Source organism: Streptomyces sp. SAS_281, assembly GCF_052542855.1.
On record NZ_JBMNDO010000034.1, the window covers coordinates 25135 to 46939 of the forward strand.

Consider the following 21805-nt stretch of genomic DNA (forward strand, 5'->3'; position numbering starts at 1 on the left):
CAGAACGGCTGCATCATGATATTGAGCATCCCGTCCACCCCACGATGACAGCGCCGGCTCCCGGGGGACGAGCGCTTCCCGCCGCGCAACGAGGTGACAGCCATGCACAGGACCCTGACGGCGCACGCGCGGTGCCTGTACGGGGACGAGTACCGGCCCACCCCGGCGTGCGGGCTCGAACACCGGGAGCACTACTTCGTCGAGGAGCTCACGTTCGCCGACGCGGACGCCATCCTCGCCATGCTGCGCGAACTCTGCCCGAACATCGCGGACGGCTGTCTGCCCGTGTGGGTCCGCAACCTGGCCTACCGGCTGGCGCTGTTGCAGCGGCCGGACGAACCGGACCTGTTGCGGGAGGCGGCCCAGAGCTTGTGGCTGCACGGCCCGGACTGGGACGAGGTGGCCGCCGGGCTGGCGGAGCGGGCCGACGCGCTGGAGCGCAGTAATTGACGGCGCGTCAGGAGCGCTGCGCAACAGCCTGATTCGTGTATGGCCATGAACAGACGGGACGTTTAGCCTACGGGCATGGTGTTCAAGCGCCTGCGGCGCATAGGCGGGGGCGGCTCTGTGCCGTTGGAGGTCGACACACAGGTGGCGGCCGGTTTCGTACGGCCCGGCGAGACGTTGCGGGGCGAGGTCCTGGTGCGCGCGCTCGACCGCGAGGTCGAACTGCGCGGCGTCGAGCTGAAGATGTTCGCCGAGGTGAAGCCCTCCTACGAGGGAGCCGACGCCCAGGAGACGATCTGCTGGCCCAGCGCCTCGGCCTACTTCAAGCTCGCCAAGGGCGAGGAGCGACGGGTGCCCTTCGAGCACCGGCTCCCCTGGGACGTCCCCGTGACGGAGGTGTCCGGACAGGCCGTCGGAGCAGTCCTCGGACTCGGCACGAAGGTGCGGGTCGGGGACGACGAGGCCGTCGGCGACCACGACCTCGTGCATGTCGCCGCACTCCCGCTGCACGAGGCGGTCTTCGACGCCTTCGCCGCCGAGGGCTACCTGTGCGACGCGTGCGAGGTCACGGACGGCCAGATCCCCACGGTCGATTACGGGCTGTACCTGACGCAGACCTTCCTGCTCGCCGACCGGGTCGGCACCGGCGACCGGCCCTCCCAGCTGGAACTGAGCTTCGTCACCAACCGGGTCGGCTGCGAGGTCTATCTGCGCCGGGCCGCTCCCGCTCAGGACGACTGGGAGGACAAGCCCCCGGCGGGGAGCTGGGTCGCGGCCCACCACGACATCGGGCGGGTCGACTTCGCGGCCGAAGCGCGGACATGGATCGACCTGGTCACGAAGATGCCCGCCTCCTGACGGGCCGGAGTCCGGGCCGTGGGCTCCCGCACGGGAGCCCACGGCCACGCAGCCGGGAGAGGGGCGCCCCTACGGGCAGCTCTCCTCGAACTTCACGGCCGTGATCTCCACCGGCTGCCCGTTCAGCTTCGCGCCCGCCGCCGGCACCTGGGTGCAGACCTTCCAGTTGCTCTCCAGCAGCACCATGCGGCCCTCGGCGGCGTCCTTCACCGTGAGCGAGGTCCCGGGGTCGAGCGCGTCGCGCGCGGTGTTCACCGACGCGCCCGCGAGGTCCGGCATCCGTCCGCCCACCGTCTTCGGGGGCTTCCGGTCCCCGGCCGGGCAGCTCTCCTCGGTCTTCACGGCGCCGAAGTCCAACGTGGTGGTCGACGAGACCGACGTGCCGGCCGGCACGTTCTGGGAGCAGACCTTCCAGTTCCGGTCGAGCAGCTGCATCCGGTCCCGGCCCGCGCTGTCGTGCGAGGTCAGCGCGTAGAAGCCCTTGGCCTGGGCCGCGTCCTGCGCGGACTGGAGGCCCATGCCGACGAAGTCGGGCACGGACACCTTCGCGCCGGCGTCGTCGGCCGGCCGGATCGTGCCCTTCGGCGCGGGAGGCTCGGCGACGGCCTTCGGCGACGCCGTCACAGTGACCGTCGCGAGGGGCGCGGGCGTCACGCTGCCGACGTTCTCCGTACCGCTGCCGCCGGCGCCCGCGCTCCCCGCGACGGCTCCGGCGACGAACAGGCCGGCGGCCGCCGGGACGAGGACGCGCTTGCGCGCCCAGGCGGGCAGGCCCGAGGCCGCTCCGGCCGGCTTCTCCGGGGCCGGGCCCCAGGGTTGTTGGGTGCTGTTGTCCCAGCTCATTCGTCCCCCCAAGGTGCGATTGATGGAGGCATGACCGTATACGCACGCTCCACCGCAAGAGGAGGCAGGCTCTCCATAAGTGATGAATCCGTGACGGCCCGGAGGAGGCCCTAGCATCGGGGGCGGACGGCCGGTGCGCTCCGGACCGGCCCCCCCCCCCCCCCGCCGCCGCCCCGGAGCGCACCGCACGGTCAGCCCGTGGTGCAGGAGACCGACGGCCAGGTCCAGGTGCCGTTGGTCTGGATGGTGACGCCGAAGTTGTTGCCGCTGCCGTTGGGCTTGGCGGTCAGCACTTGGGCGCTGGGGTAACTCGCGCTGATGTTCCAGGTGGAGAGGATCTTCTCCGGGGACGGGACGTTCATCGTCACGGTCCAGTTGCTGGAGCCGGAGACCGCGACGTTGAGGTTGTAGCGGTCGCTCCACTTGTCGCCCGCGGAGAGGGTGGCGGTGCAGCCGTTGCTGCCGCCGCCGGTGTTGCCGCCGCCGGTGTCACCGCCACCGGACGTGCTGCCCAGCGTGATGCTGGAGCTGCCGCTGCTCTGGTAGCCCTCGGTAGCCATGATCATGTAGTTGAAGCTGCCGAGGTTCATCCCGTGCTGGGCCCAGGCGTCGAAGTGGTTGCCGGTGGTGATGGTGCCCCCGGTCCGCTTGGACTGGCGGACGCTCCAGTACTGCTTGAACGTCTTGTTGCCCTCGATCGAAGGGGCGTTGGTGCGCGTCGTCTCGTAGATGTCGTACGTGCCGCCGTCACTGGTGACCGTGCCCTTGAAGGTGCCGGTGGGCCGGTAGGTGCCCCAGTTGTCGACGATGTAGTACTCCACCAGCGGGTTCTGCGACCAGCCGTAGAGGGCCAGATAGGCGTTGCCCGAGGGGTTGAAGGAGCCGGAGTACGTCACGCTGCGGCGGCCGCCGGTGCTCCAGCCCTTGCCCGCGACGAAGTTTCCGGTGTTGCGCCAGGACGTTCCGTAACTGCCTCCGGAGCCCAGGTTCATGGAGACGGAGCCGGGGCTGTCGGTCCAGAAGGAGTAGTAGTAGCCGTTGTTGGTCCCCGTCTGGTTCGAGGTGACGGTCGTGTCGGCGGTGGCCGTGCCGGGCAGGGCGATGGCCGCGACGACCGCGATCACCAGGGCGAAGGCGCTGCGGATGAACAGCCGTACTCCGCTGGGGGCTCTGGTGCGGCTCGTCGGATGTGCGGGGGCTGCGTGCATGGGGGATGTCCTCCTGGTCCCGTGAGCAGGTGGGCGTCGGCGGGGGCCTGCCGACGGCGCTCAGTGTTGGACCGGCCTCTGGGGGTGTCAATAGTTTCGGCACGAGTTGCGAAACCTTCGACTGCCCCTCGGGATAGGGGAGTTGAGTGAACTCCCAGGTCATTGGACACCTCCTCGTCAGTAGCCGGGCTCGAATTCGAGCGGAAGCAAGCAGTCCCCCGATCTCTCACACCATCGATTTCGAAAGTTTCGAAGCTTCTTGAAGGCCCCTGGACACCCCTCTGGGCAACGCCCCCTAAGGTGTGCCGGGTGGCGATCGATGAGGGCGTACGGGCGGACACGGACAGTTCCGATCGGGAGCCGGGGCGGCCCCCCTGGTGGCGGGTCCACCGTGTCCCGTTGATCTCCGTCGCGGCCGTGCTGCCGCTGTACGCCGTGTGGGCCGCCTTCCTGGCCACCGGGGCCGGTGACCTCGCCGCGCAGCTCGCCTGGGCCGGGTTCACCGCGCGCCACCCGGGATCGGCGTACAACCTCTCCTGGTACGGGGGGACGCACACCGCGAACTACAGCGTCTTCTCCTCGTACGTCATGGCCTACGCCGGTGTCCGCACGGTCTCCGTCGTCTCCGGGCTCGCCGCCACCTGGCTGCTGGCCCGCCTCTTCGCCCGCGCGGGCCTGCGCCGGCCGCTCCCGCCCGCGCTGCTCGGCGCGTTCGCCCTGTGGTGCAACGTCGCGTCGGGGCGTACGACCTTCGCGCTCGGCGTGGCCATCGGCCTCGTCGCCTGCCGGTACGCCCACCGGCCCGTGGTGGCCACGATCGCGGGGGCGCTGGCCACCATGGCGAGCCCGGTGGCCGGGCTCTTCCTGGTCGTCGTGGGGGCGGCGTACCTGCTGGACCGGCGGTGGCGCACGGGCGCGGTCCTGATGGTCCCGTTCTTCGCGGTCGTCGGCGCGACGACCCTGCTGTTCCCGTTCCAGGGCGAACAGCCCATGCACGCGGACCGATTGTGCATACCGGTCCTCGTCTGCGCGGTGTTCGCGCTCGCGGCGCCCCGGACGCGGGAGTGGCGGCTGACACGGTACGGGGCCGTGGTGTACGCGGTCGGCGTGGTGCTGACGTTCCTCGTCGCCTCCCCCATCGGTACGAACGTCGAGCGGCTGCTCGGCCTGGTCGCCGTGCCCCTGCTGTGCGCGGCGATCTTCGACACGGTCCGCGCCGGGGCGCGGGCGCGTACGGGTTTCCTGGCCGCCGTCCTCGTGATCACCGGGGTCTGGCTCTTCCAGAAGACGGCTTCCGATCTCCGCGTCGCCACCCCCGTGCCGGCCTGGGCGTCCCACACCGGGGGCGTCGTCGCCGCGCTCGACCGGCTGGGCGCCGACCGGGTCCGCGTCGAGGTCGTCCCCGCGCGCAACCACCGCGAGGCCGCCGTCCTCGCCCCGCACGTGAACATGGCCCGGGGCTGGAACCGCCAGCTGGACGTCGAGCGCGGGCGCCTCTTCTACGAGGGCGAGCTCACCCCGGACCGCTACCGCGCCTGGCTCGACCACTGGGCCGTGGGCCTCGTCGTCCTGCACCACGGGCGGCCGGACGGCCCCGCCGAGGCCGAAGCCGCCCTGATCAGGCGCGGGTTGCCGTGGCTGGACCAGGTATGGGAGGACGACGGCTGGACCGTCTACCGGGTCCGCGAGGCCACCCCGCTCGCGCCCCCGCCCGCCACGGTCACCACCAGCGGCGACGCGGACATGGTCCTGCGCATGGAGCGGGCCGGCTCGGTGACCGTACGGGTCGCGTACTCGCCGTGGCTCCGCGTGCGGGGGGCGGGCGGGGCCTGCCTGCGGCAGGACGGCGAGTGGACGCGGCTGACCGTGCGGAAGGCGGGGACGTACCGGCTGGACTCGGCGTACGGGCTCACCCGCTTCACGGGGGGCTGCTGACACGCTCGGGGCCGGCCCGCGGGCCCTCGGGGCGGCCCGCACCGCCGCGCCGCGCCCGTGAGATCCCGGCAACACCCGGGCAATGAAATACGGCGGAAACACACGGGGTCCCTCGCCGAAACGCGAGCCGGTCACGCTCGCAGTCGCTCCCACCGCTCCCCGCCCCGAGGAGGGACTCCCCCGTGACCCCCGTGACCGTGGCCGCGCCCGGCCTGGACAGCGGCGACACCGCCTGGCTGCTCGCCGCCACCGCCCTCGTGCTGCTGATGACCCCCGGCCTCGCGCTGTTCTACGGCGGCATGGTCCGCACGAAGAGCGTCCTCAACATGCTGATGATGAGCTTCGTCTCGATCGCTCTGGTCACCGTGGTCTGGCTGGTCGCGGGCTATGCGCTGGCCTTCGGCGACGACGCGTTCGGCGGGCTCGTCGGCGACCTCCACCACCTGGGTCTGGCGGACATCGGGCCGGACGCGCTGACCGGCGGGGTGCCGACCCTGCTGTTCACGACCTTCCAGCTCACCTTCGCGATCATCACGGCGGCGCTGATCAGCGGTGCGGTGGCGGACCGTACGAAGTTCGCCGCGTGGCTCGTCTTCGTACCGGTGTGGACGCTGCTCGTATACGCGCCCGTCGCGCACTGGGTCTGGGGGCCCGGCGGCTGGATCAAGGACACGCTGGGCGCGCTGGACTTCGCCGGGGGGCTCGTGGTGGAGATCGCGTCCGGCGCGTCGGGACTGGCGCTGGCGCTCGTGGTGGGGCCGCGCATCGGGTTCCGGAAGGACGCGATGCGCCCGCACAACCTGCCGATGGTGATGCTCGGCGCGGGGCTCCTGTGGTTCGGCTGGCTCGGCTTCAACGGCGGCTCCGCGCTCGCCGCGAACGGGCTGGCCGCCGCCTCGATGCTCAACACGGTCGTCGCGGGCTGCACCGGACTGCTCGGCTGGCTCTTCGTGGAGCAGAAGCGGGACGGACACCCCACCACCTTCGGCGCCGCCTCGGGCGCGGTCGCCGGGCTCGTCGCGATCACCCCGGCCTGCGGCACGGTCTCCCTGGTGGGCGGTGCGGCGGTCGGGCTCGCGGCCGGTGCCGTCTGCTCGTACGCGGTCGCGTGGAAGTTCCGCTTCGGCTACGACGACGCGCTCGACGTCGTCGGGGTGCACTTCGCCGGGGGCGTCGTCGGCACCCTGCTCATCGGCCTGTTCGCGACCGCCACGATGACCGGGGGCCCGGAGGGCCTGCTGTACGGGGGCGGGGCGGCCCAGCTCCTGAAGCAGGCGGTCGCCGTGGTCGCGGTGGCGGCGTACACCTTCCTCGTGACGTACGGGATCGGCAAGGCGATCGACCGGCTGATGGGCCTGCGGGCCTCGGCCGAGGAGGAGGTCACGGGCCTCGACCAGACGCTGCACGCGGAGAGCGCCTACGATCACGGCGCGCTGGGCCACGCGGCCCCGCAGCCGGCGTCGCTCCCGAGGGACAGGAAGACCACTCCGTGAAGCTCATCACCGCCGTCATACGGCCCCACCGCCTCGACGAGGTCAAGACCGCGCTCCGGGAGGCCGGTGTCCAGGGCCTGACCGTCACCGAGGCCGGCGGTTACGGCCGCCAGCACGGGCACACCGAGGTGTACCGGGGCGCCGAGTACCGCGTGGACCTGGTGCCCAAGGTGCGGATCGAGGCGGTCGTGGACGACGCGGACGAGGAGGCCGCCGTCGACGCGGTCGTCCGGGCCGCCCGCACGGACCGCATCGGCGACGGCAAGGTGTGGGTGCAGCACGTGGAGACGGTGGTGCGGGTCCGCACGGGCGAGCGGGGGCCGGACGCGCTGTAGAGGCCGTCAGCGGCGCTTCAGCAGGCCCGTGTCCAGGGCCACCACCACCGCGCGCGTGCGGTCGTTGACGTCCAGCTTGGCGAAGATGCGCAGGAGGTGGGTCTTGACCGTGGCCTCGCCGATGAACAGCCGGCGGCCGATCTCCGCGTTGGACAGGCCGTCCGCGACCGCTTCGAGGACGTCCGACTCGCGGGCGGTCAGGGCGACCGGGGCCGGGCGGCGCATCTTGGCGACCAGGCGCTGGGCGACGCGCGGGGCGAGGACCGTCTCGCCGCGTGAGGCCGCGTGGATGGCGTCCACCAGCTGCTCGCGGGTGGCGTCCTTGAGCAGATAGCCGGTGGCGCCCGCCTCCACGCCGCGTTCGATGTCCGCGTCGGTGTCGTACGTGGTGAGGATGAGCACCCGGGTCGGTGCGGGACCCGCGACGATCTCCGTGGTGGCACCCACGCCGTCGAGGACCGGCATGCGCAGGTCGAGCAGGGCGACGTCCGGGCGGAGGCGTTCGGCCAGGGCGACCGCCTCGCGGCCGTCGCTCGCCTCGCCGACGATGTCGAGCGTCGGCTCGGAGCCCAGCAGGGCGACCAGCCCCGCACGCATCACGGTGTGGTCGTCGGCCAGGATGATGCGCAGGGGCGCGGGGGTGGGCGTCATGGCACCTGGGGCCTCTCGTGCAGCGGGATGGTGGCGAGGACGCGGGTGCCGTCGCCGAGCGAGCTGGTGACCGTGAGCCCGCCGCCGAACTCCGCGAGGCGCCGGCGCATGCCGTCCAGGCCGAAGCCCCGGGAGTCCGCCACGACGAAGCCGCGCCCGTCGTCGGTGATCTCCAGCTCCGCGCCGCCGGGGTGGGCGGTCAGGACGACGCCCACGGTGGTGGCGGCGGCGTGTTTGCGTATGTTGGCCAGGGACTCCTGGGTGCAGCGGAGCAGGGCGACCCGGGTCGGCTGGTCGCAGTCGATGTCCGCGAGTTCCGCGGTGACCGTGAGGCCGGTGTCCTCGGTGAAGCGGTCCAGGGTGCGGCGGAGCGTCGCGGCGACGGAGCCCGCGGCGACGCCGCTGCTGGGGGCGGACCCGACGAGGACGCGGGCCTCGGCCAGGTTCTCCCGGGCCGTCTGCTCGATGGACTGCAACTGCTGCGCGCTGCGCGCCGGATCCGCCGCGAGCTGGGACCTGGCCGCCTCGGCGAGCACGATGATCGAGGCGAAGCCCTGGGCGAGGGTGTCGTGGATCTCCCGGGCGAGGCGTTCGCGCTCCTCGGCCGCGCCCTGGCGCCGCTGGCTCTCGGCCAGTTCGAGCTGGGTGCTCTGCAACTCGGCGCGGAGTGCGGCCCGTTCGTCGCGCTGGGCCAGGGCCCGGGGGGTGAGCACGGCCATCAGGACGGCGGCGGCCCAGACGGGGAGCGAGGAGACGGTGTTGTGGAGGAAGACCTCCGGCTGCCCGCCCTCCCGCAGGCTCCCGCCGACCGTGATCCCCAGCGCCCCGAGCCCCGCGAAGAGGACGGCGCCCCGGGGGCTGTCCACGAAGACGATGAACTGGGCGAGCACCACGGTGTAGAGGGCGCCGAACCCGTCGCCCAGGTAGGCGAGGAGCCCGAGCCCCACGACGAGCACCGACAGATAGCCGTACGGGCCGGGCACCCGGCTGCCGGGGCGCAGCCGCACCCACGCGTAACAGGCGGCGACGAGGACCGTCAGGCCGAGGATGCCGAGCTTCCGGCTCCCGGGCGACCCGCCTGCCATCGTGACCAGGGTGACGAGGGCGACGAGGCCCCAGGACAGGGCCTCCCAGCCGTGGAGCACCCAGATCCAGAGCGGGTCGCCGCGTTGGGGCCGTTGAAGCATGTCCGTCAGCCTACGGGGACGGCCGGGGCGGACGCGGTGGCCGCCGTCGCGCGGCGGGACCGGGGCCAGGCGCGGTCGCCGAGGAGCAGCAGGAGCGACGGCAGGATCATCATCCGGATCACCACGGCGTCCAGGAGGACGGCGACCGCGAGGCAGAAGCCCATCTGCTTCATCTCCGTGAGGTGCAGGAAGACGAAGGCCGCGAAGATCGTGACCATGACGAGGGCGGCGCTCGTGACGACCTTCGCCGAGCGGGCGATGCCTTCGAGCACCGCTTCCCGGGCCGTCATGCCGTGGTCCAAGGCCTCCTTGATCCGGCTGACGACGAAGACCTGGTAGTCCATCGAGAGGCCGAAGAGCAGCACGAAGAGGAAGAGCGGGACGCGGGAGGCGATGGCGCCGAGCGAGTCGAAGTCCAGCAGCCCTTCGGCCCAGGTGCCCTGGAAGACCAGGACGAGCGCGCCGAGTGCGGCGGCGGCCGAGAGCAGGTTGAGGACGACGCCGATCAGGCCGATGACCGCCGAGCGGAAGGCGACCGCGGTCGTGGCGAACGTGAACAGCAGCAGGAAGCCGATCACCAGCGGCAGCTTGCCGCGTTCGTGGTGCACGTAGTCCTGCCCGCGTGCCACGTCACCGCTGACCGCCGTGTCGGCGCCGGTCAGCCTGCCGACGGTGGCGGGGATGTAGCGGTCGCGGAGGTGGTCCAGGGACGCGATGGCCTCGTCGGAGGGCGCGGGGTGCGGGACGGCCAGTTCGAGCACGGTGACGCGGCCGTCGGCGGAGGTGCGGAGAACGGGCTTCCCGGTGTGGGCGAAGAGCGGGTCGGCCTGGGCGCGCCGTCCGAGTTCGGCCAGCGCCGCCCTCGCCTCGGGCGCCCGGCCGGGGCTCGTACGGGTCACCACCTCGTGCTTCACGAGGAGTTCGGGGTAGGCGGCGGTCAGCCGGTCGTACACCTGCATGGCGGGGATCGAGCGGGAGAAGGTGTCCTTGCCGGGGTCGACGAGCTTGAGGCCCAGGGCGGGCGCGGCGACGGCGAGCATGACCAGGACGGACGCGCACAGGGTGGCCACGGGGTGGCGCCGGGCGGGGCGCAGGAGGGCGGTGAACATGCGGCCGTTCTCGGGCTTCGGGCGCTTCGCGGCGACGGGCGCCCCGCGCTTCGCCCGTCGGGCGGCCCTGTGCGCGGCGCGGCGTTCCGCGCGGTGGCCCAGCTTGACCAGCAGGGCGGGGAGCACGGTGAGCGAGCTGAGCACGGCCACGGCGACGACGAGGATGGTGCCGGTGGCCAGCGAGGAGAAGATGACGTCCGTGGCGAGGTAGAGGGTCGCGGTGCAGACGATCACCGCGAGGCCGGAGACCACCACGGCCCGGCCGGCGGTCGCCGACGCGAGTTCCACCAGTGCCTCGGGGCCGAGCCGGCCGCCCGCACGGGCCCGTTCCTCGCGTTCGCGCTTGAGGTAGAAGAGGGTGTAGTCGACGCCGACCGCGAGGCCCATGAGCAGGAGCATGTTGGTGCCGACGCCCGGGTCGGGCAGCAGGTGCGAGGCCAGCATGGACAGGCCCATGGCCGCGGCGATCGAGGAGAGCGCGAGCAGCAGCGGCACCCCGGCCATCACCACCGAGCCGAAGACGGCCAGCAGGATGACGAGCGTGACCGGCAGGGAGAGCCGTTCGGAGAGCGCGAGGTCGTCGCCGCGCTGGTCGTTGACGCCCTTGCTGATGGCCGGCGAGCCGGTCTCCTCCACGACGAGCTCCGGGTGCGCGTCGGCCACCTCGGCGGTCTCGGCGAGGAGCGGGACGACGTTCTTCCTGCCGTCCAGCTCGGGGCCCTCCATGACGACGCTCACCCGCAGGGCGGTGCCGTCCTTCGAGGGGACGGGTGCCTCCACTTCGCGTACCTCGTCCAGGGCCCGCATGCGCTGGGTGAGTTCGCGGGCCGCCTCGTCGGCCCGGGCGGTGTCCAGGGGGCCGGAGGCGGACCGGATGAGGATGTGTTCGGTGGGCCGGCGCTGGAGGCCGCCGTCGGTGGCCATCGACTCGGCGTGACCGGCCTCACCGACCCAGAAGTCCTTCGTGGTGGCCGGGTTGGAGCCCGCGGCGATGCCGGCGCCGAGGCAGAGGAGGACGAAGAGGAACCATCCGGTGATCGCGCGCCAGGGGTGCCGGGCGCTCCACCGGGCCAGGTGTACGGGTCGAAGTCTCATGTCCTCCATGCTGTTTCGGAGGGGGGTGCGCCCGGCAGCCTCGACCGGTGGAACCGGTGGTCCACCGGTCGGTGGACATCCGGCGGTCGCGCGGTCAGACGCGCGCCGCCAGGCGCGCCTTCGCCTCCGGCCACTCGTCCGCGAGCAGCGAGAAGTACACCGTGTCGCGCCAGCTGCCGTCCGGGCGGCGGCGGTGGCGGCGCAGGACGCCCTCGTGGCGGGCGCCGAGGCGGGCTATCGCCCTCTGGGAGCGGTCGTTGAGGTGGTCGGTCTTCAACTGGACGCGGCCCATGCCCAGGTCCTCGAAGGCGTGGGTGAGCAGGAGCAGCTTGGTCTCCGTGTTGACGGCGGTCCGCCAGTGGGCGCGGCCGTACCAGGTCGAGCCGATCTCCAGGCGCTCGTGCGCCACGTCGATGTCGAGGAAGGCCGTCCAGCCGATGGCCCGCCCGGTGGCCAGGTGGACGACGGCGAACGGGACGTACGACGCGTTCGCGAGCATCGCGGCGAGCGCGGCCTCCATGTCCTGACGGGTGCGGGGCACCGGGCCGCCGAGCCAGCGCCAGACCTCGTCGTCGCCGCCGCCGGCGGCGAACAGGTCGTCCAGGTGGGCGGGGGCGAGCGGTTCGACGCGGACGTGGCTGCCGGTCAGGGTCACGGGGAGGGGGCGCGTGGCGGTCATGCCCGTCACCCTACCCTCGTACGTACTAGCGTCAAATAATATTTGCACTAGTGCGTATTGCCCGCATCCTCCGTGTCCGCCTCCCCCTCGCGCCCGGCCGCCGCGCGCATGGCCGCCGCCATCGACCTGATCTCCGGCAGCTCGTCGTACAGCGCCTGGCCGGGGCAGCGGGTCTGGTACGTGTCGCGGTGGCCGGAGATGACGTTCAGCACGGCCACCTCGCCCTTGGGGTAGCGGCTCGCGTCGTTGGTGGACCGCAGCCGGACCTTCCCGCGCGGGTCCTCGCCCGGCCGCAGCTTCCAGGCCGCGAGGGTCGCCAGGGCCCGCACGACCGGGGCCGGGACCTTCTCGCCGTCGCGGTAGTCGCCGAGCACCGCGATGCCCACGCTGTCGGCGTTGAAGCCCGTGGTGTGGGCGCCGCGCACCGAGCGCGTGATGCCGCCGGCCCGGCCCTCGTAGATCGTGCCGCACCGGTCGACCAGGAAGTTGTAGCCGATGTCGTCCCAGCCCCGGCCCTTGATGTGGGCCTCCTCGACGTTCCGGATCAGCTCGGGCGCCTCGGCGCAGTCGTAGTCGTTCGTCTCGCCGGTGTGGTGGACGAAGACCGCGCGGACGGCGCCCGTGTAGACGGCACGTTCCCGGACGATGGACTCGTCCGCGTGCCAGGCCGTCCGGCTGACGATCACCGGCTGCGGCGCGGCCACCGCCCGCGTGCGGGGGGCGGCGGGCGGTTCGGCCAGGACGTGGGGCACCGGGGCGTCCCGCGGCACCAGGAGAGCCAGCGGGAGGACCGCGGCACCCAGCCATATTCGGTGGGGCCACATGGCTCCACCCTGCGGGTATCCTGCCCGGCCCGCAGATGAGGTGGCCGATCGGGTGAAATCGGCCCGGACGGGGAATAGCCCGGACCGGCCCGATCCGGCGATATCCTGGGGGAAGCGGCGGGCCGGTGACGGTCCCCGCGCGGCGGTGGGGCCCGCCGTACCCGAACCGCGGACGCCTGACGCGCCGCCAACGGTCCCTACTTGCGCAGACGTGCGCCCGCGCCCGGCGGGGGCCCCGGCAGGTAGGAGACGTATGCCCGGCATCCTCACGAAGAACCCGCAGACCGCCGTCGTCGCCGTGGTCGCGCTCGGCGGCGCGGCCGGCGCCTCGGCCCGCTACGGCGCCTCGCTGCTCTGGCCCACCGCGACCGGCGGCTTCCCCTGGACGACCCTCGTCGTCAACGTGACCGGCTGCGCGGTCATCGGCGTGTTCATGGTGGTGATCAGCGAGGTCTGGGCGGCGCACCGACTGGTCCGGCCGTTCTTCGGGACCGGGGTCCTCGGCGGGTTCACCACCTTCTCGACCTACGCGGTGGACATCGAACGGCTGGTGTCCGAGGACCGGGCCGGCACCGGACTGGTCTACCTCGGAGTGACACTGCTCGCGGCCCTCGCAGCGGTGTGGAGCGCGGTGTGGCTGACGCGCCGCGCACTGGCGTGGAGGCAGGCATGACCACACCCGTGACCGAACCGGGGCTGCGGCTGACCGTACTGGTCGGCGAGTCCGACAGCTGGCACCACCGGCCCGTGTACACGGAGATCGTGCACCGGGCGCACGCCGCCGGGCTGGCCGGCGCCAGCGTCTTCCGGGGCATCGAGGGCTTCGGCGCCTCGTCGGTGATCCACACCCAGCGGCTGCTGTCCCTGAGCGAGGACCTGCCGGTGGCCGTGGTGATCGTGGACGCGGAGGAGGCGGTACGGGCGTTCCTGCCGGAGATCGCCGAGCTGACCGGCGGCTGCCCGGTGACGCTGGACGCCTGCGAGATCGTACGGAACCCCGGGATACGGGGGGACCAGGAGTGAACTGGCTGCTCGTGATCGCCGGTGCGGCGGTCGGCGCCCCGCTGCGCTATCTGACCGACCGGGCGGTGCAGTCCCGCCACGACACCGTCTTCCCGTGGGGCACGTTCACCGTCAACACGGCCGGCTGCCTGATCCTGGGCACGCTGACCGGTGCGGTGGCGGCCGGGGCGGCCTCCTCGCACCTTCAGCTGCTGCTCGGGACCGGGCTGTGCGGGGCGCTGTCCACGTACTCCACGTTCAGCTACGAGACGCTGCGGCTCGCGGAGGACGGGGCCAAGGTCTACGCGGCGGCCAACGTCGTGGTGAGCGTCGTCGTGGGCCTCGGCGCGGCCTTCGCCGGCGTCACGCTCGCCGAGGCCCTCTGGGCCTGACCCGGCGCTCGGAGGGCGGCGCGGTGATGGTGACGGGGACGCCGGAGGGGGCCCGCGCGCCGGTGATCCGGCTCAGCTCCTCCCCGCCGGAGCGGACCTCCGCGATCTGCGGGCTGATGCCCGCGTCCGCCATCAGCCGGGTCATCTCGCGGCGCTGGCTGGGCAGCACCAGCGTGACGACGGTGCCGGACTCCCCGGCCCGGGCGGTGCGTCCGCCCCGGTGCAGGTAGTCCTTGGGGTCGGCCGGCGGGTCGACGTTGACGACGAGGTCCAGGTTGTCGACGTGGATGCCGCGCGCCGCGACATTCGTCGCCACCAGCACCGAGACGTGCCCGGTCTTGAAGCGCTCCAGGGTGCGGTTGCGCTCCGGCTGCGACTTCCCGCCGTGCAGGGCGGCCGCCCGGACCCCGCTGTTGAGCAGGTGGGCGGTCAGCTCGTCCACGGCGTGCTTGGTGTCCAGGAACATGATCACCCGGCCGTCGCGCGCCGCGATCTCCGTCGTGGTGGCGAACTTGTCGGAGGGCCGTACGTAGAGCACGTGGTGCTCCATCGTCGTCACCGCGCCCGCGGCCGGGTCCACCGAGTGGACGACCGGGTCGTTCAGGTAGCGCCGGACGAGCAGGTCGACGTCGCGGTCCAGGGTCGCCGAGAACAGCATGCGCTGCCCGTCCGGCGGGATCTGGTTGAGCAGCTGGGTGACCTGCGGCATGAACCCCAGGTCGGCCATCTGGTCCGCCTCGTCCAGCACCGTCACCTCGACCCGGTCCAGGATGCAGTCGCCGCGCTCGATGAGGTCCTTGAGGCGGCCCGGCGTGGCGACGACGACCTCGGTGCCGCCGCGCAGCGCGGCCGTCTGGCGGCCGATCGACATCCCGCCGACGACGGTCGCCAGCCGCACCCGCAGCGGCTTCGCGTACGGGGTCAGCGCGGCGGTCACCTGCTGGGCCAGCTCGCGGGTGGGGACCAGGACCAGGGCGCGCGGATGCCGGGCCTCCGCGCGGTGCCCCGCCGTGCGGGCCAGTACCGCCAGGCCGAAGGCGAGGGTCTTCCCGGAGCCGGTGCGGCCCCGGCCCAGCACGTCGCGCCCGGCCAGCGAGTTCGGCAGGGTGGCCGCCTGGATCGGGAACGGTTCGGTGACGCCCTGCTCGGTCAGCGCCGCCAGCACGGCGTCGGGCAGGTCCAGGTCCGCGAAGGCCGCGACGGGGGGCAGCGGCGGGGTGACGGTCCTCGGCAGCTCGTACTCGCCCTGCCGCGCGACGGGCTTGCCGCCCTTCCCGCCGAAGCGGCGGTCGGGGCCTCCTGAGCGGCCGGCGCCCCGGGTGCGGAAGCCGCCGCCCGTGCGGGAGCCCGCCGAGCCCTGGCCGCGGGAGCGGGAGGAGCGGTCGTGGGAGCGGGGGGTGCGGTCGCGGCTCAAGCGGAACCTTTTCGTCTGGGAAGGCGCGGCGTCCCGCGGGTCTTTTCCGATGGTAACCGGGGCAGGTGCGGGGCGCCGGACCCGGAAAAACGGGCCCCGGACAAGGACACTGACCGGCCGGTCAGTTGATGACTGCCCGGCCAGGGGCCATAATGTGCGGGTAGCCCTTCACGCATCCCCCGTCGTGAAGGGCTACACCCCTTTGTGGGCGCGGCGGCGCGCACAGGCGTCTTCACGGGCAAGGGACTCCCCTCGTGGCCCCCTGCCCATGTTTTTTCGAGTTAACAGTGACGTAGAGTGTTTGCGCAAGCCCGCTCCGGGCACCGGATCAGATTGTTCCGCTTCACCTTCGCTCCGGGAGCCCGACCGGAAGGCCACGGTCCGCGGTTCGTTACAGTACGAGCCCGTTGACCGAATCGAGCGCCGCCCGGGGCCGGACAGGGGCCTGCGGCGGACGTGAACGTGGGGGCCGGATGGACAACGGCGAAGAGCGCGCGCCCGAGCTGCGGACGCTGCGCCAGAAGGTCGAGTACATGGTCGAGAAGACCTTTCCCGGCCGCAGGATCTCGGGCCGGTTCTTCGCCGACCTGGTCAGGGAGCGCGGCGGATCGCTCTCCCACAGCTACTTCTCCAACATCCTGGCCGGCAAGGTGACCCAGCCGTCCGAGGAGATCCTGAAGGCGCTCGGGCTGGGCTTCGGCGTGGACTGGCGGTTCTTCAAGGAGGAGTCCGAGGTCGTCGACGACGTCGTGGCCGGGCTCCAGTTCCTCGCCAAGCGCCGGACCGGCGAGATCAGCGGGCTCGCCGGACGCGGGCTCGACGAGGAAGGGCTGCCGCCGGAGCTGCTGCGGTTCGCGATGTCCCTGCTGCGGGACGCCGAGGAGCGCACGCCCCCGGCCGGCGGCGGACAGCAGGGCTGAGCCATGTCCATGCGGAAGTTGCGGAGGGAGTGCGAGGAGGGGCTCGCGGAGTTGCCGCTGCCCTCTCCGTTCTCGATACCCGGCCTGGTGGCCAACATGGAGGCGGCCCGGGGCCGCACCATCGTGCTGCACGAGATGCCCGACCGTCTGGCGCGCGTCAACGCCGCCTGCGGGCTGCGTCTGAAGACCGGTGACACCAGCTTCGTGCTGTACCGCCGGCGCCCCACCGAGTACCAGACCCAGCACGTGATCCTGCACGAGCTGTGCCACGAGTGGTTCGACCACGGCACCTCGCTCGACGCGGAACAGCTCCAGCGGCTGCTGCCGGTCTTCGACACCTCGCTCATCTCCCGGATGGTCGGCCCGGACGCGGCGCTCGCCCCGGATGCCGTGCAGGCGCGCGCGCAGTACGACACCCACGACGAACGCATGGCCGAATTCGGTGCCTCGTTGATCCCCCGGATGGCCCGGGACGTCACGAGCGATGACATGGTGGGGCGGCTCGCCAACTCGCTCTCGCGTCCGGTCGCCCACCGCCGCGGCGGCCTGTTCCGGCGTCCGTAGCATCCGTACCGCCCGACCACGCTCCCCCCACCGCTCCCCCCACTCCCGAGGACTTCCGCCGTGACCCCGCTCGACCTCGCCGGCTATCTCATAGCGGGCCTGATGACCGCCGTCGCCCTGTGGCGCATGCCGGCCGCCCTGTGGGGTGACGAGGAGGACCGGCGCCGCCGGGCGCTGTGGGGGTGTTACGCGGGATTCGCGCTGGCGCTCTGGACGAAGACCCGGTTCGTGCGCGTCGGGCTCAACGACAGCCCGGTGACCGACCTGTCGGTCCTCATCAAGCACTACACCGCGACCATCGCGATTCTGGCCATTCTCAGTTACATCGTGGCGATCTACGGCCGGTACGCGGACGAGGGCGCCATCCCCCGGCACGTACGGTTCGCCCGGCTCATCCAGCAGGTCGCGGCCAAGGCGTCGGTCGCCACGCTGGTGCTGCTCACCGTGCTGTTCTTCACCGTGGTCGACCGCTCCACGCCCTCGGACCGCTTCGTCGCGGACCACGCCGGGCAGTGGGGCGCCACGCTGTACATGAGCGTGTTCTACCTCTACCTCGGCGCCGCGTCCGCCGTCTGCGCGTACCAGTGGGCGCTGGCCACCGGGAGCGCCCGGATGCGCCATCTGCGCGTCGGGCTCGGGATGATGACGTTCGCCATGTTCATCGGCGTCGGGTACACCGTCAGCCGGACGCTGTTCCTCTGGGTCAGCGTCGTGGACCGGCCGAGCGAGTCCTTCGCGCTGGACTTCGACGAGGTCACCGAGGCCGCCCAGGTCGTCCTGTTCCTCTTCTTCGCGGTCGGCGCCTCCATCCCGGCCCTCGGCAACGTCCGCCGCCGTGCCAAGCTCTGGCGGGCGCAGGCCCGGCTGCACGGCCTCTGGTACGAGCTGATGACCGCCTTCCCGGACCAGCCCTTCGAGCCGCCGCGCCCGCTGCGGCGCGAGCTGACCCGCTTCGACACGCCCGCCGACCTGCGCGTCGACCGCTGGGCGGCGGACATCGCGGACGCGGTCGAGAAGCTGCGCCACTACGTCCCGGACACCCTGCTGCCCGCCGCCGAGGCCGCCGCCGGGGGCGGTTCCGGTTCGCCGCTCGCCGACGCGTACTGGATCAAGGCGGCGTTGACCGCCCGTGCCGCCGGGGCACCCGCAGGCGCGGCGGCGGCCGTGTCCACCCAGCACGCCACCGACCAGGACGGCGAGGTCGCCTGGCTGGTCCGGGTGGCGGCGGCGTACCGCACGGTGACCCCGGAGCGGGCCCGTCAGATCCTCGACATGTGTACCGCCACGGGCAAGGAGCAGCCGGCATGACCACCACCGACACCACCGGCCCCGCGACCGCCCCCGACCACGCCCTGGCGCGGAGGGTGACCGACGTCCTCCAGCCCCGCAACCTGCTGCTCGTCGGCATGCTCGGCATCGGCCTCGCGGCGGCCGGGGACTGGACCGGCGTGCCCTGGGGGCTGCTCGGCGCGCTGTGCGCCGGCATCGTGCCCGCGGGGTACATCGAGTGGGAGCGGGGGCGCGGAACCTGGGGCGACCGCCATGTCGTGGACCGCACCAAGCGGGCGCCGATCTTCTTCGTCATCCTGGGCTCCATCGGCGCCGGTTCGGCGGTCATGGTGCTGGGCGGGGCGCCCACCGGCATCCTGGTCGCGATGCTCGCGCTGTGGGCGATGACGGTCGTGCTGCTGGCGGTCAACACGGTGTGGAAGATCTCCGTGGACGCCTCCGTGGCCTCGGCCGTGGTCGCCCTGCTCGCCGCCGTCCACTCGCCGTGGTGGCTCCTCGGGTACGCGATGGCGGCCGCCGTCTCCTGGTCGCGGGTGGCGCTCGGCTACCACACGGTCGGCCAGGTCACGGCGGGGACGGCGCTGGGAGCGGCGACGGCGGGGGCGTTCCTGTTCGGGTGACCCCGCTCAGGTCGCCGGGTCCGCGGCGTCCGGTTCGTCCCGGGTCCGCGAGGCCATGACCGCGATGTCGTCCTCGGCGTTGGGTCCGAAGCGTTCGAGCACCCGGTCCAGGAAGGTCTCCAGATCGCCGTTGTCCGGCAGGGTCAGCTCCCCCAGCCGGGCGACGCACGTGTCGATGTCCTCGTCGCGCCGCTCCACGAGCCCGTCGGTGTACATGAACAGCACCGTGCCCGGGCCGCACTCCATCACCGTGGACCGGTAGCCGCCGAACCCGGTGCCGAGCGGCGGGGCCGCCGGTACGTCGCAGATCCGGGTGCCCGCCGCGCCCGGGTCGAGGAAGACCGGCGGCAGGTGGCCCGCGCTCGCCACCTCGCACTGCCCGCCGTCCGCGTTCACCACGGCGAGCAGGCAGGTCGCCGCCCGGTCGATCCCGGACCGCTCCACCATCCGGTCCAGCTGTTCCAGGATGCGGTGCGGGGGCAGTTCCTCGTCGGCCAGGAGGCGCAGCAGCGAGCGGTAGTGGCTCATCGCGACGGCCGCCTCGACGCCGTGCCCCATGACGTCGCCCATCGCCTTCAGGTGCCGCCCGTCGGGCAGCGGGATGACGTCGAACCAGTCGCCGCCCACCAGGACGCTGCGGTCGGCCGGCAGATAGCGGGTGGCGACCTCGATGTGCGGGTGGGGCGGCCGGGGCTCGGAGAGCAGGGAGCGCTGGAGCTCCAGGGCGATGGTGTGCTCGTGGGTGAAGCGGCGGGCGTGGTCGAGATGGACGGCGGCCCGCCCGGCGAGCTCCCGGGCCACCACCACGTCGTCGTCCGAGAAGACGGGCGAGCCGCCGGCCCGGAGCAGGCCGAGCACGCCGATCGGGGCGCCGCGCACCGAGATCGGCACGGCGACCGCCGAGTGCAGCCCGAGCTCCCGGTAGGCGGCGACGCGCTCCGGGGTGGGCGCGGACCGGCTCAACCGCTCGTCGTCGGTGATGTCCTCGACGACGGGCTGATTGGTGGCCAGGCAGCGCGATACGGCGGCCTCCTCCTGGTAGTCGATGTAGTCACCGGCCACCCCGAACCGGGCGACCTCGCCGCTCAGCCCGCGCACGGCCGACATGGCCGCGCGGCGCAGCCGGACCACGTCGGGCGGAGCAGGGCGCACCGGCGGGGCCACGTCCGGCGGGAAGACCTCGACGGCGGCGATGTCGGCGAGGCCGGGGACGACGAGGTCGGCCAGCTCCGCGCAGGTGGTGTCCATGTCGAGGGTGGTGCCGATGCGGGTGTTCGCGCTGTCGAGGAGCGAGAGGTGGCGCTGGGCCTGGGCGAGCCGGCGCTGTTCGTCGTCGGCCATGACCTCCAGCACAATGCCGACGATGCCGGCGACCCGGCCGTTCACCTCCAGGCGGTGGTAGGCCCCGTGCCAGTAGACCCGGGCGGTCCCGGACTCGGCGGGCAGCCGGCCGCTGGAGGTGACCTCGCGCGCCCGGCCGTCCGCGAGCACGGCGCGCATCAGGTCCTCGCGGGCGTCGATGTCGGGCAGGACCTCGTTGGGGCGGCGGCCGATGTGGGCGGCGGGCGGGATGCCGTTGTGGCGTACGAGGGACGGGTTGACGTACACGTAGCGCAGCTCGGTGTCGAACACGGCCACGCCCGCCGTCGTGCCGTCGAGCACGGCGGCGAGCGCCGTGACGTCGATGGACGGCGGATGGTCGGCGTGCACCGGCAAGACGAACCTCCTCGGGCAGGGCGCGGGCCGCCTGCTGCCCGGCCCTTCATCCTCGGTCGCCCCGCCCGCTCCCGCATCCGCAGCACCGCCGGGTGGCGGGTGTCAGGGCGTGCCCGAGGCGTAGGAGCCCGGGGTGGTGCCGAAGGCGTGGCGGAAGGACTGGATGAAGGCGCTCGGTCCGCTGTAGCCGCAGGCCACGGCCACCGAGGTGACCGAGCCGCCCGAGGCGAGCAGGGTCAGCGCGTGGTGCAGGCGGAGCTGGGTGCGCCACTGCGGGAAGGACATCCCGGTCTCCGCGCGGAAGAGCCGGCTCAGGGTGCGGGGCGCCGCGCCGACGGCCGCGCCCAGCTCGGTGAGGGTCCGCCCGTCGGCCGGATCGTCCTGGAGGATGCGGGCGATGTCGCGCAGCCGGGCGTCGGCCGGGGTGGGCAGGCAGACCCCGAGCGGTTCGACCCGGCGGAGCTGGTCGAGTGCGACGCGCTCCAGGTCGATCACCTTCATCGAGCCGTTCTGGATCCGCCACCTCCACTCCCACCGAACCGGAACCGTCCACGGGTGGCTGACCGTCCCCGGTGACGGAGGCATGCTGTACGCGACACGGGCGGCACCACCGCCACCCGGGCGCAGCACACCGAAGGGCAGCACCCCATGGGATCGTCACCGCGACTCGGCTCACGCGTACCGGAGTTCACCCTGGCGGGCGGCGTCCTCGCCGGGGACGCCTTCGAGCGGCGCGACTACTCGCTCGCGGACGCGCGCGGGCGGGCCCTGGTCCTCGCCTTCTACCCGGGCGACAACACCACCGTGTGCACGAAGCAGTTGTGCTCGTACTCCTCGGGCATGGAGACCTTCGAGACGCTGGACGCGGAGGTGTGGGGGATCAGCCCGCAGGGGGTGGACAGCCACGAGTCGTTCGCCCTCGCCCATGGGCTGCGCATGCCGCTGCTGGCGGACCCGGGCCGGGAGACCGCCCGGGCCTTCGGTGTCGCGGCGCCCGGGATCGGGGTGCGGCGCGCGGTCTTCCTGATCGACGGCGAGGGGGTGCTGCGGTGGAAGCACGTGGCGCTTCTGGGGGCCACGTTCCAGTCCCTGGACTCCCTGGCCGACCGTCTCTCCGGCATCAACAACCAGTAGAAGATTGCCGGGTTCCGGCAGTGTCGCCTCGGGGGTGCGTATGGGACCATCCAGCCAGTTCGACGGAAAAGCAGCACAGGGAGCGACGG

At 72.7% G+C, this 21805-nt stretch carries 22 protein-coding genes and 1 pseudogene; 13 read left to right on the forward strand and 10 right to left on the reverse strand.

The annotated features are described in order from the left end of the window. Positions 1-102: 102 nt before the first annotated feature. Positions 103-450, forward strand: coding sequence for a hypothetical protein (locus tag ACN6LM_RS15630; protein WP_445065965.1), 348 nt, complete (start codon positions 103-105; stop codon positions 448-450). A 75-nt stretch (positions 451-525) separates the two neighbouring features. Beyond that, the gene (locus ACN6LM_RS15635) at positions 526-1305 is read left to right on the forward strand and encodes a sporulation protein (protein ID WP_445065966.1); all 780 of its coding nucleotides are present in this window, start codon (positions 526-528) and stop codon (positions 1303-1305) included. A gap of 69 nt (positions 1306-1374) precedes the next feature. Here the strand turns inward: ACN6LM_RS15635 and ACN6LM_RS15640 are convergent, their stop codons facing one another. Together ACN6LM_RS15640 and ACN6LM_RS15645 are read right to left on the reverse strand one after the other, a co-directional pair. Next, positions 1375-2148, reverse strand: coding sequence for a PASTA domain-containing protein (locus ACN6LM_RS15640; RefSeq protein WP_445065967.1), 774 nt, complete (start codon positions 2146-2148; stop codon positions 1375-1377). 191 nt (positions 2149-2339) lie between these two features. Continuing rightward, entirely contained in the window at positions 2340-3356 is a 1017-nt protein-coding gene (locus tag ACN6LM_RS15645; protein ID WP_445065968.1) for a glycoside hydrolase family 11 protein, read from the reverse strand. 399 nt (positions 3357-3755) lie between these two features. Here ACN6LM_RS15645 and ACN6LM_RS15650 point away from each other — a divergent pair, with 399 nt between their 5' ends. The 3 genes from ACN6LM_RS15650 (at position 3756) to ACN6LM_RS15660 (ending at position 7119) form a co-directional block, all read left to right on the forward strand. Further along, positions 3756-5291, forward strand: coding sequence for a hypothetical protein (locus tag ACN6LM_RS15650; RefSeq protein ID WP_445066000.1), 1536 nt, complete (start codon positions 3756-3758; stop codon positions 5289-5291). Positions 5292-5473: 182 nt separating this feature from the next. Further along, positions 5474-6784, forward strand: a complete 1311-nt coding sequence (locus ACN6LM_RS15655; RefSeq protein WP_445065969.1) for an ammonium transporter — start codon at positions 5474-5476, stop codon at positions 6782-6784. After that, positions 6781-7119 carry a P-II family nitrogen regulator gene (locus tag ACN6LM_RS15660; RefSeq protein ID WP_445065970.1) on the forward strand — a complete coding sequence of 113 codons (339 nt, stop codon included), beginning with the start codon at positions 6781-6783 and terminating at the stop codon, positions 7117-7119. Before ACN6LM_RS15655 ends, ACN6LM_RS15660 begins: the two co-directional genes overlap by 4 nt. A gap of 6 nt (positions 7120-7125) precedes the next feature. Here ACN6LM_RS15660 and ACN6LM_RS15665 read toward each other — a convergent pair whose 3' ends face one another. The 5 genes from ACN6LM_RS15665 to ACN6LM_RS15685 form a co-directional block, all read right to left on the reverse strand. After that, complete coding sequence (locus ACN6LM_RS15665; protein WP_425812774.1) at positions 7126-7770, reverse strand: response regulator; 645 nt, start codon at positions 7768-7770, stop codon at positions 7126-7128. Next, a complete protein-coding gene (locus ACN6LM_RS15670; protein WP_445065971.1) occupies positions 7767-8957 on the reverse strand; it encodes a sensor histidine kinase in 1191 nt (396 codons plus the stop codon). Before ACN6LM_RS15670 ends, ACN6LM_RS15665 begins: the two co-directional genes overlap by 4 nt. 5 nt (positions 8958-8962) lie before the next feature. Beyond that, positions 8963-11161, reverse strand: a complete 2199-nt coding sequence (locus ACN6LM_RS15675) for an MMPL family transporter (RefSeq protein ID WP_445065972.1) — start codon at positions 11159-11161, stop codon at positions 8963-8965. 94 nt (positions 11162-11255) lie between these two features. Then, positions 11256-11840, reverse strand: coding sequence for a GNAT family N-acetyltransferase (locus tag ACN6LM_RS15680; RefSeq protein ID WP_445065973.1), 585 nt, complete (start codon positions 11838-11840; stop codon positions 11256-11258). 47 nt (positions 11841-11887) lie between these two features. Beyond that, positions 11888-12664: a peptidoglycan recognition protein family protein gene (locus ACN6LM_RS15685; protein WP_445065974.1), complete on the reverse strand. Its 777-nt coding sequence runs from the start codon at positions 12662-12664 to the stop codon at positions 11888-11890. A gap of 253 nt (positions 12665-12917) precedes the next feature. On the opposite strand from ACN6LM_RS15685, the gene crcB (ACN6LM_RS15690) reads away from it, so the two are divergent. From crcB (ACN6LM_RS15690) to crcB (ACN6LM_RS15700), 3 genes are read left to right on the forward strand one after another with little or no spacing between them, the layout of a single operon-like run. Then, a complete protein-coding gene (crcB, locus tag ACN6LM_RS15690) occupies positions 12918-13337 on the forward strand; it encodes a fluoride efflux transporter CrcB (RefSeq protein ID WP_445065975.1) in 420 nt (139 codons plus the stop codon). Beyond that, positions 13334-13687, forward strand: a complete 354-nt coding sequence (locus ACN6LM_RS15695; protein ID WP_445065976.1) for a DUF190 domain-containing protein — start codon at positions 13334-13336, stop codon at positions 13685-13687. The genes crcB (ACN6LM_RS15690) and ACN6LM_RS15695 overlap by 4 nt, the downstream gene beginning before the upstream one ends. After that, entirely contained in the window at positions 13684-14058 is a 375-nt protein-coding gene (gene crcB, locus ACN6LM_RS15700; protein ID WP_445065977.1) for a fluoride efflux transporter CrcB, read from the forward strand. The genes ACN6LM_RS15695 and crcB (ACN6LM_RS15700) overlap by 4 nt, the downstream gene beginning before the upstream one ends. Here crcB (ACN6LM_RS15700) and ACN6LM_RS15705 read toward each other — a convergent pair. Next, positions 14030-15472 (reverse strand): DEAD/DEAH box helicase, encoded by a 1443-nt coding sequence (locus ACN6LM_RS15705; RefSeq protein WP_445065978.1) that lies wholly within the window; start codon positions 15470-15472, stop codon positions 14030-14032. The two genes, crcB (ACN6LM_RS15700) and ACN6LM_RS15705, sit on opposite strands and share 29 nt — an antisense overlap. 473 nt (positions 15473-15945) lie before the next feature. Here ACN6LM_RS15705 and ACN6LM_RS15710 point away from each other — a divergent pair, with 473 nt between their 5' ends. From ACN6LM_RS15710 to ACN6LM_RS15725, 4 genes are read left to right on the forward strand one after another with little or no spacing between them, the layout of a single operon-like run. Beyond that, entirely contained in the window at positions 15946-16392 is a 447-nt protein-coding gene (locus ACN6LM_RS15710; RefSeq protein ID WP_383292980.1) for a hypothetical protein, read from the forward strand. A 3-nt stretch (positions 16393-16395) separates the two neighbouring features. Then, entirely contained in the window at positions 16396-16956 is a 561-nt protein-coding gene (locus ACN6LM_RS15715; RefSeq protein WP_445065979.1) for a toxin, read from the forward strand. A 60-nt stretch (positions 16957-17016) separates the two neighbouring features. Continuing rightward, positions 17017-18264 (forward strand): MAB_1171c family putative transporter, encoded by a 1248-nt coding sequence (locus ACN6LM_RS15720; RefSeq protein WP_445065980.1) that lies wholly within the window; start codon positions 17017-17019, stop codon positions 18262-18264. Then, the gene (locus ACN6LM_RS15725; protein ID WP_445065981.1) at positions 18261-18866 is read left to right on the forward strand and encodes a hypothetical protein; all 606 of its coding nucleotides are present in this window, start codon (positions 18261-18263) and stop codon (positions 18864-18866) included. Before ACN6LM_RS15720 ends, ACN6LM_RS15725 begins: the two co-directional genes overlap by 4 nt. A 6-nt stretch (positions 18867-18872) precedes the next feature. On the opposite strand, the gene ACN6LM_RS15730 is transcribed toward ACN6LM_RS15725, so the two are convergent. Together ACN6LM_RS15730 and ACN6LM_RS15735 are read right to left on the reverse strand one after the other, a co-directional pair. Continuing rightward, positions 18873-20582, reverse strand: a complete 1710-nt coding sequence (locus ACN6LM_RS15730) for a SpoIIE family protein phosphatase (RefSeq protein WP_445065982.1) — start codon at positions 20580-20582, stop codon at positions 18873-18875. 102 nt (positions 20583-20684) lie between these two features. Then, positions 20685-21071 (reverse strand): annotated as a pseudogene (locus tag ACN6LM_RS15735) (helix-turn-helix transcriptional regulator); the annotation flags it as partial. 159 nt (positions 21072-21230) lie between these two features. Between ACN6LM_RS15735 and ACN6LM_RS15740 the strand changes: the two are divergent. Beyond that, positions 21231-21716, forward strand: a complete 486-nt coding sequence (locus tag ACN6LM_RS15740) for a peroxiredoxin (protein WP_445065983.1) — start codon at positions 21231-21233, stop codon at positions 21714-21716. Positions 21717-21805 lie beyond the last annotated feature (89 nt).

Bases quoted from the DNA above. Each gene is read 5' to 3' on its own strand.
- ACN6LM_RS15665 (WP_425812774.1), bottom strand. From the start codon at position 7,770: ATGACGCCCACCCCCGCGCCCCTGCGCATCATCCTGGCCGACGACCAC.
- ACN6LM_RS15635 (WP_445065966.1), top strand. From the start codon at position 526: ATGGTGTTCAAGCGCCTGCGGCGCATAGGCGGGGGCGGCTCTGTGCCG.
- ACN6LM_RS15715 (WP_445065979.1), top strand. From the start codon at position 16,396: ATGTCCATGCGGAAGTTGCGGAGGGAGTGCGAGGAGGGGCTCGCGGAG.
- ACN6LM_RS15645 (WP_445065968.1), bottom strand. From the start codon at position 3,356: ATGCACGCAGCCCCCGCACATCCGACGAGCCGCACCAGAGCCCCCAGC.
- ACN6LM_RS15680 (WP_445065973.1), bottom strand. From the start codon at position 11,840: ATGACCGCCACGCGCCCCCTCCCCGTGACCCTGACCGGCAGCCACGTC.
- ACN6LM_RS15630 (WP_445065965.1), top strand. From the start codon at position 103: ATGCACAGGACCCTGACGGCGCACGCGCGGTGCCTGTACGGGGACGAG.
- ACN6LM_RS15710 (WP_383292980.1), top strand. From the start codon at position 15,946: ATGGACAACGGCGAAGAGCGCGCGCCCGAGCTGCGGACGCTGCGCCAG.
- ACN6LM_RS15740 (WP_445065983.1), top strand. From the start codon at position 21,231: ATGGGATCGTCACCGCGACTCGGCTCACGCGTACCGGAGTTCACCCTG.
- ACN6LM_RS15640 (WP_445065967.1), bottom strand. From the start codon at position 2,148: ATGAGCTGGGACAACAGCACCCAACAACCCTGGGGCCCGGCCCCGGAG.
- ACN6LM_RS15725 (WP_445065981.1), top strand. From the start codon at position 18,261: ATGACCACCACCGACACCACCGGCCCCGCGACCGCCCCCGACCACGCC.
- ACN6LM_RS15675 (WP_445065972.1), bottom strand. From the start codon at position 11,161: ATGAGACTTCGACCCGTACACCTGGCCCGGTGGAGCGCCCGGCACCCC.
- ACN6LM_RS15695 (WP_445065976.1), top strand. From the start codon at position 13,334: ATGACCACACCCGTGACCGAACCGGGGCTGCGGCTGACCGTACTGGTC.
- ACN6LM_RS15685 (WP_445065974.1), bottom strand. From the start codon at position 12,664: ATGTGGCCCCACCGAATATGGCTGGGTGCCGCGGTCCTCCCGCTGGCT.
- ACN6LM_RS15670 (WP_445065971.1), bottom strand. From the start codon at position 8,957: ATGCTTCAACGGCCCCAACGCGGCGACCCGCTCTGGATCTGGGTGCTC.
- crcB (WP_445065975.1), top strand. From the start codon at position 12,918: ATGCCCGGCATCCTCACGAAGAACCCGCAGACCGCCGTCGTCGCCGTG.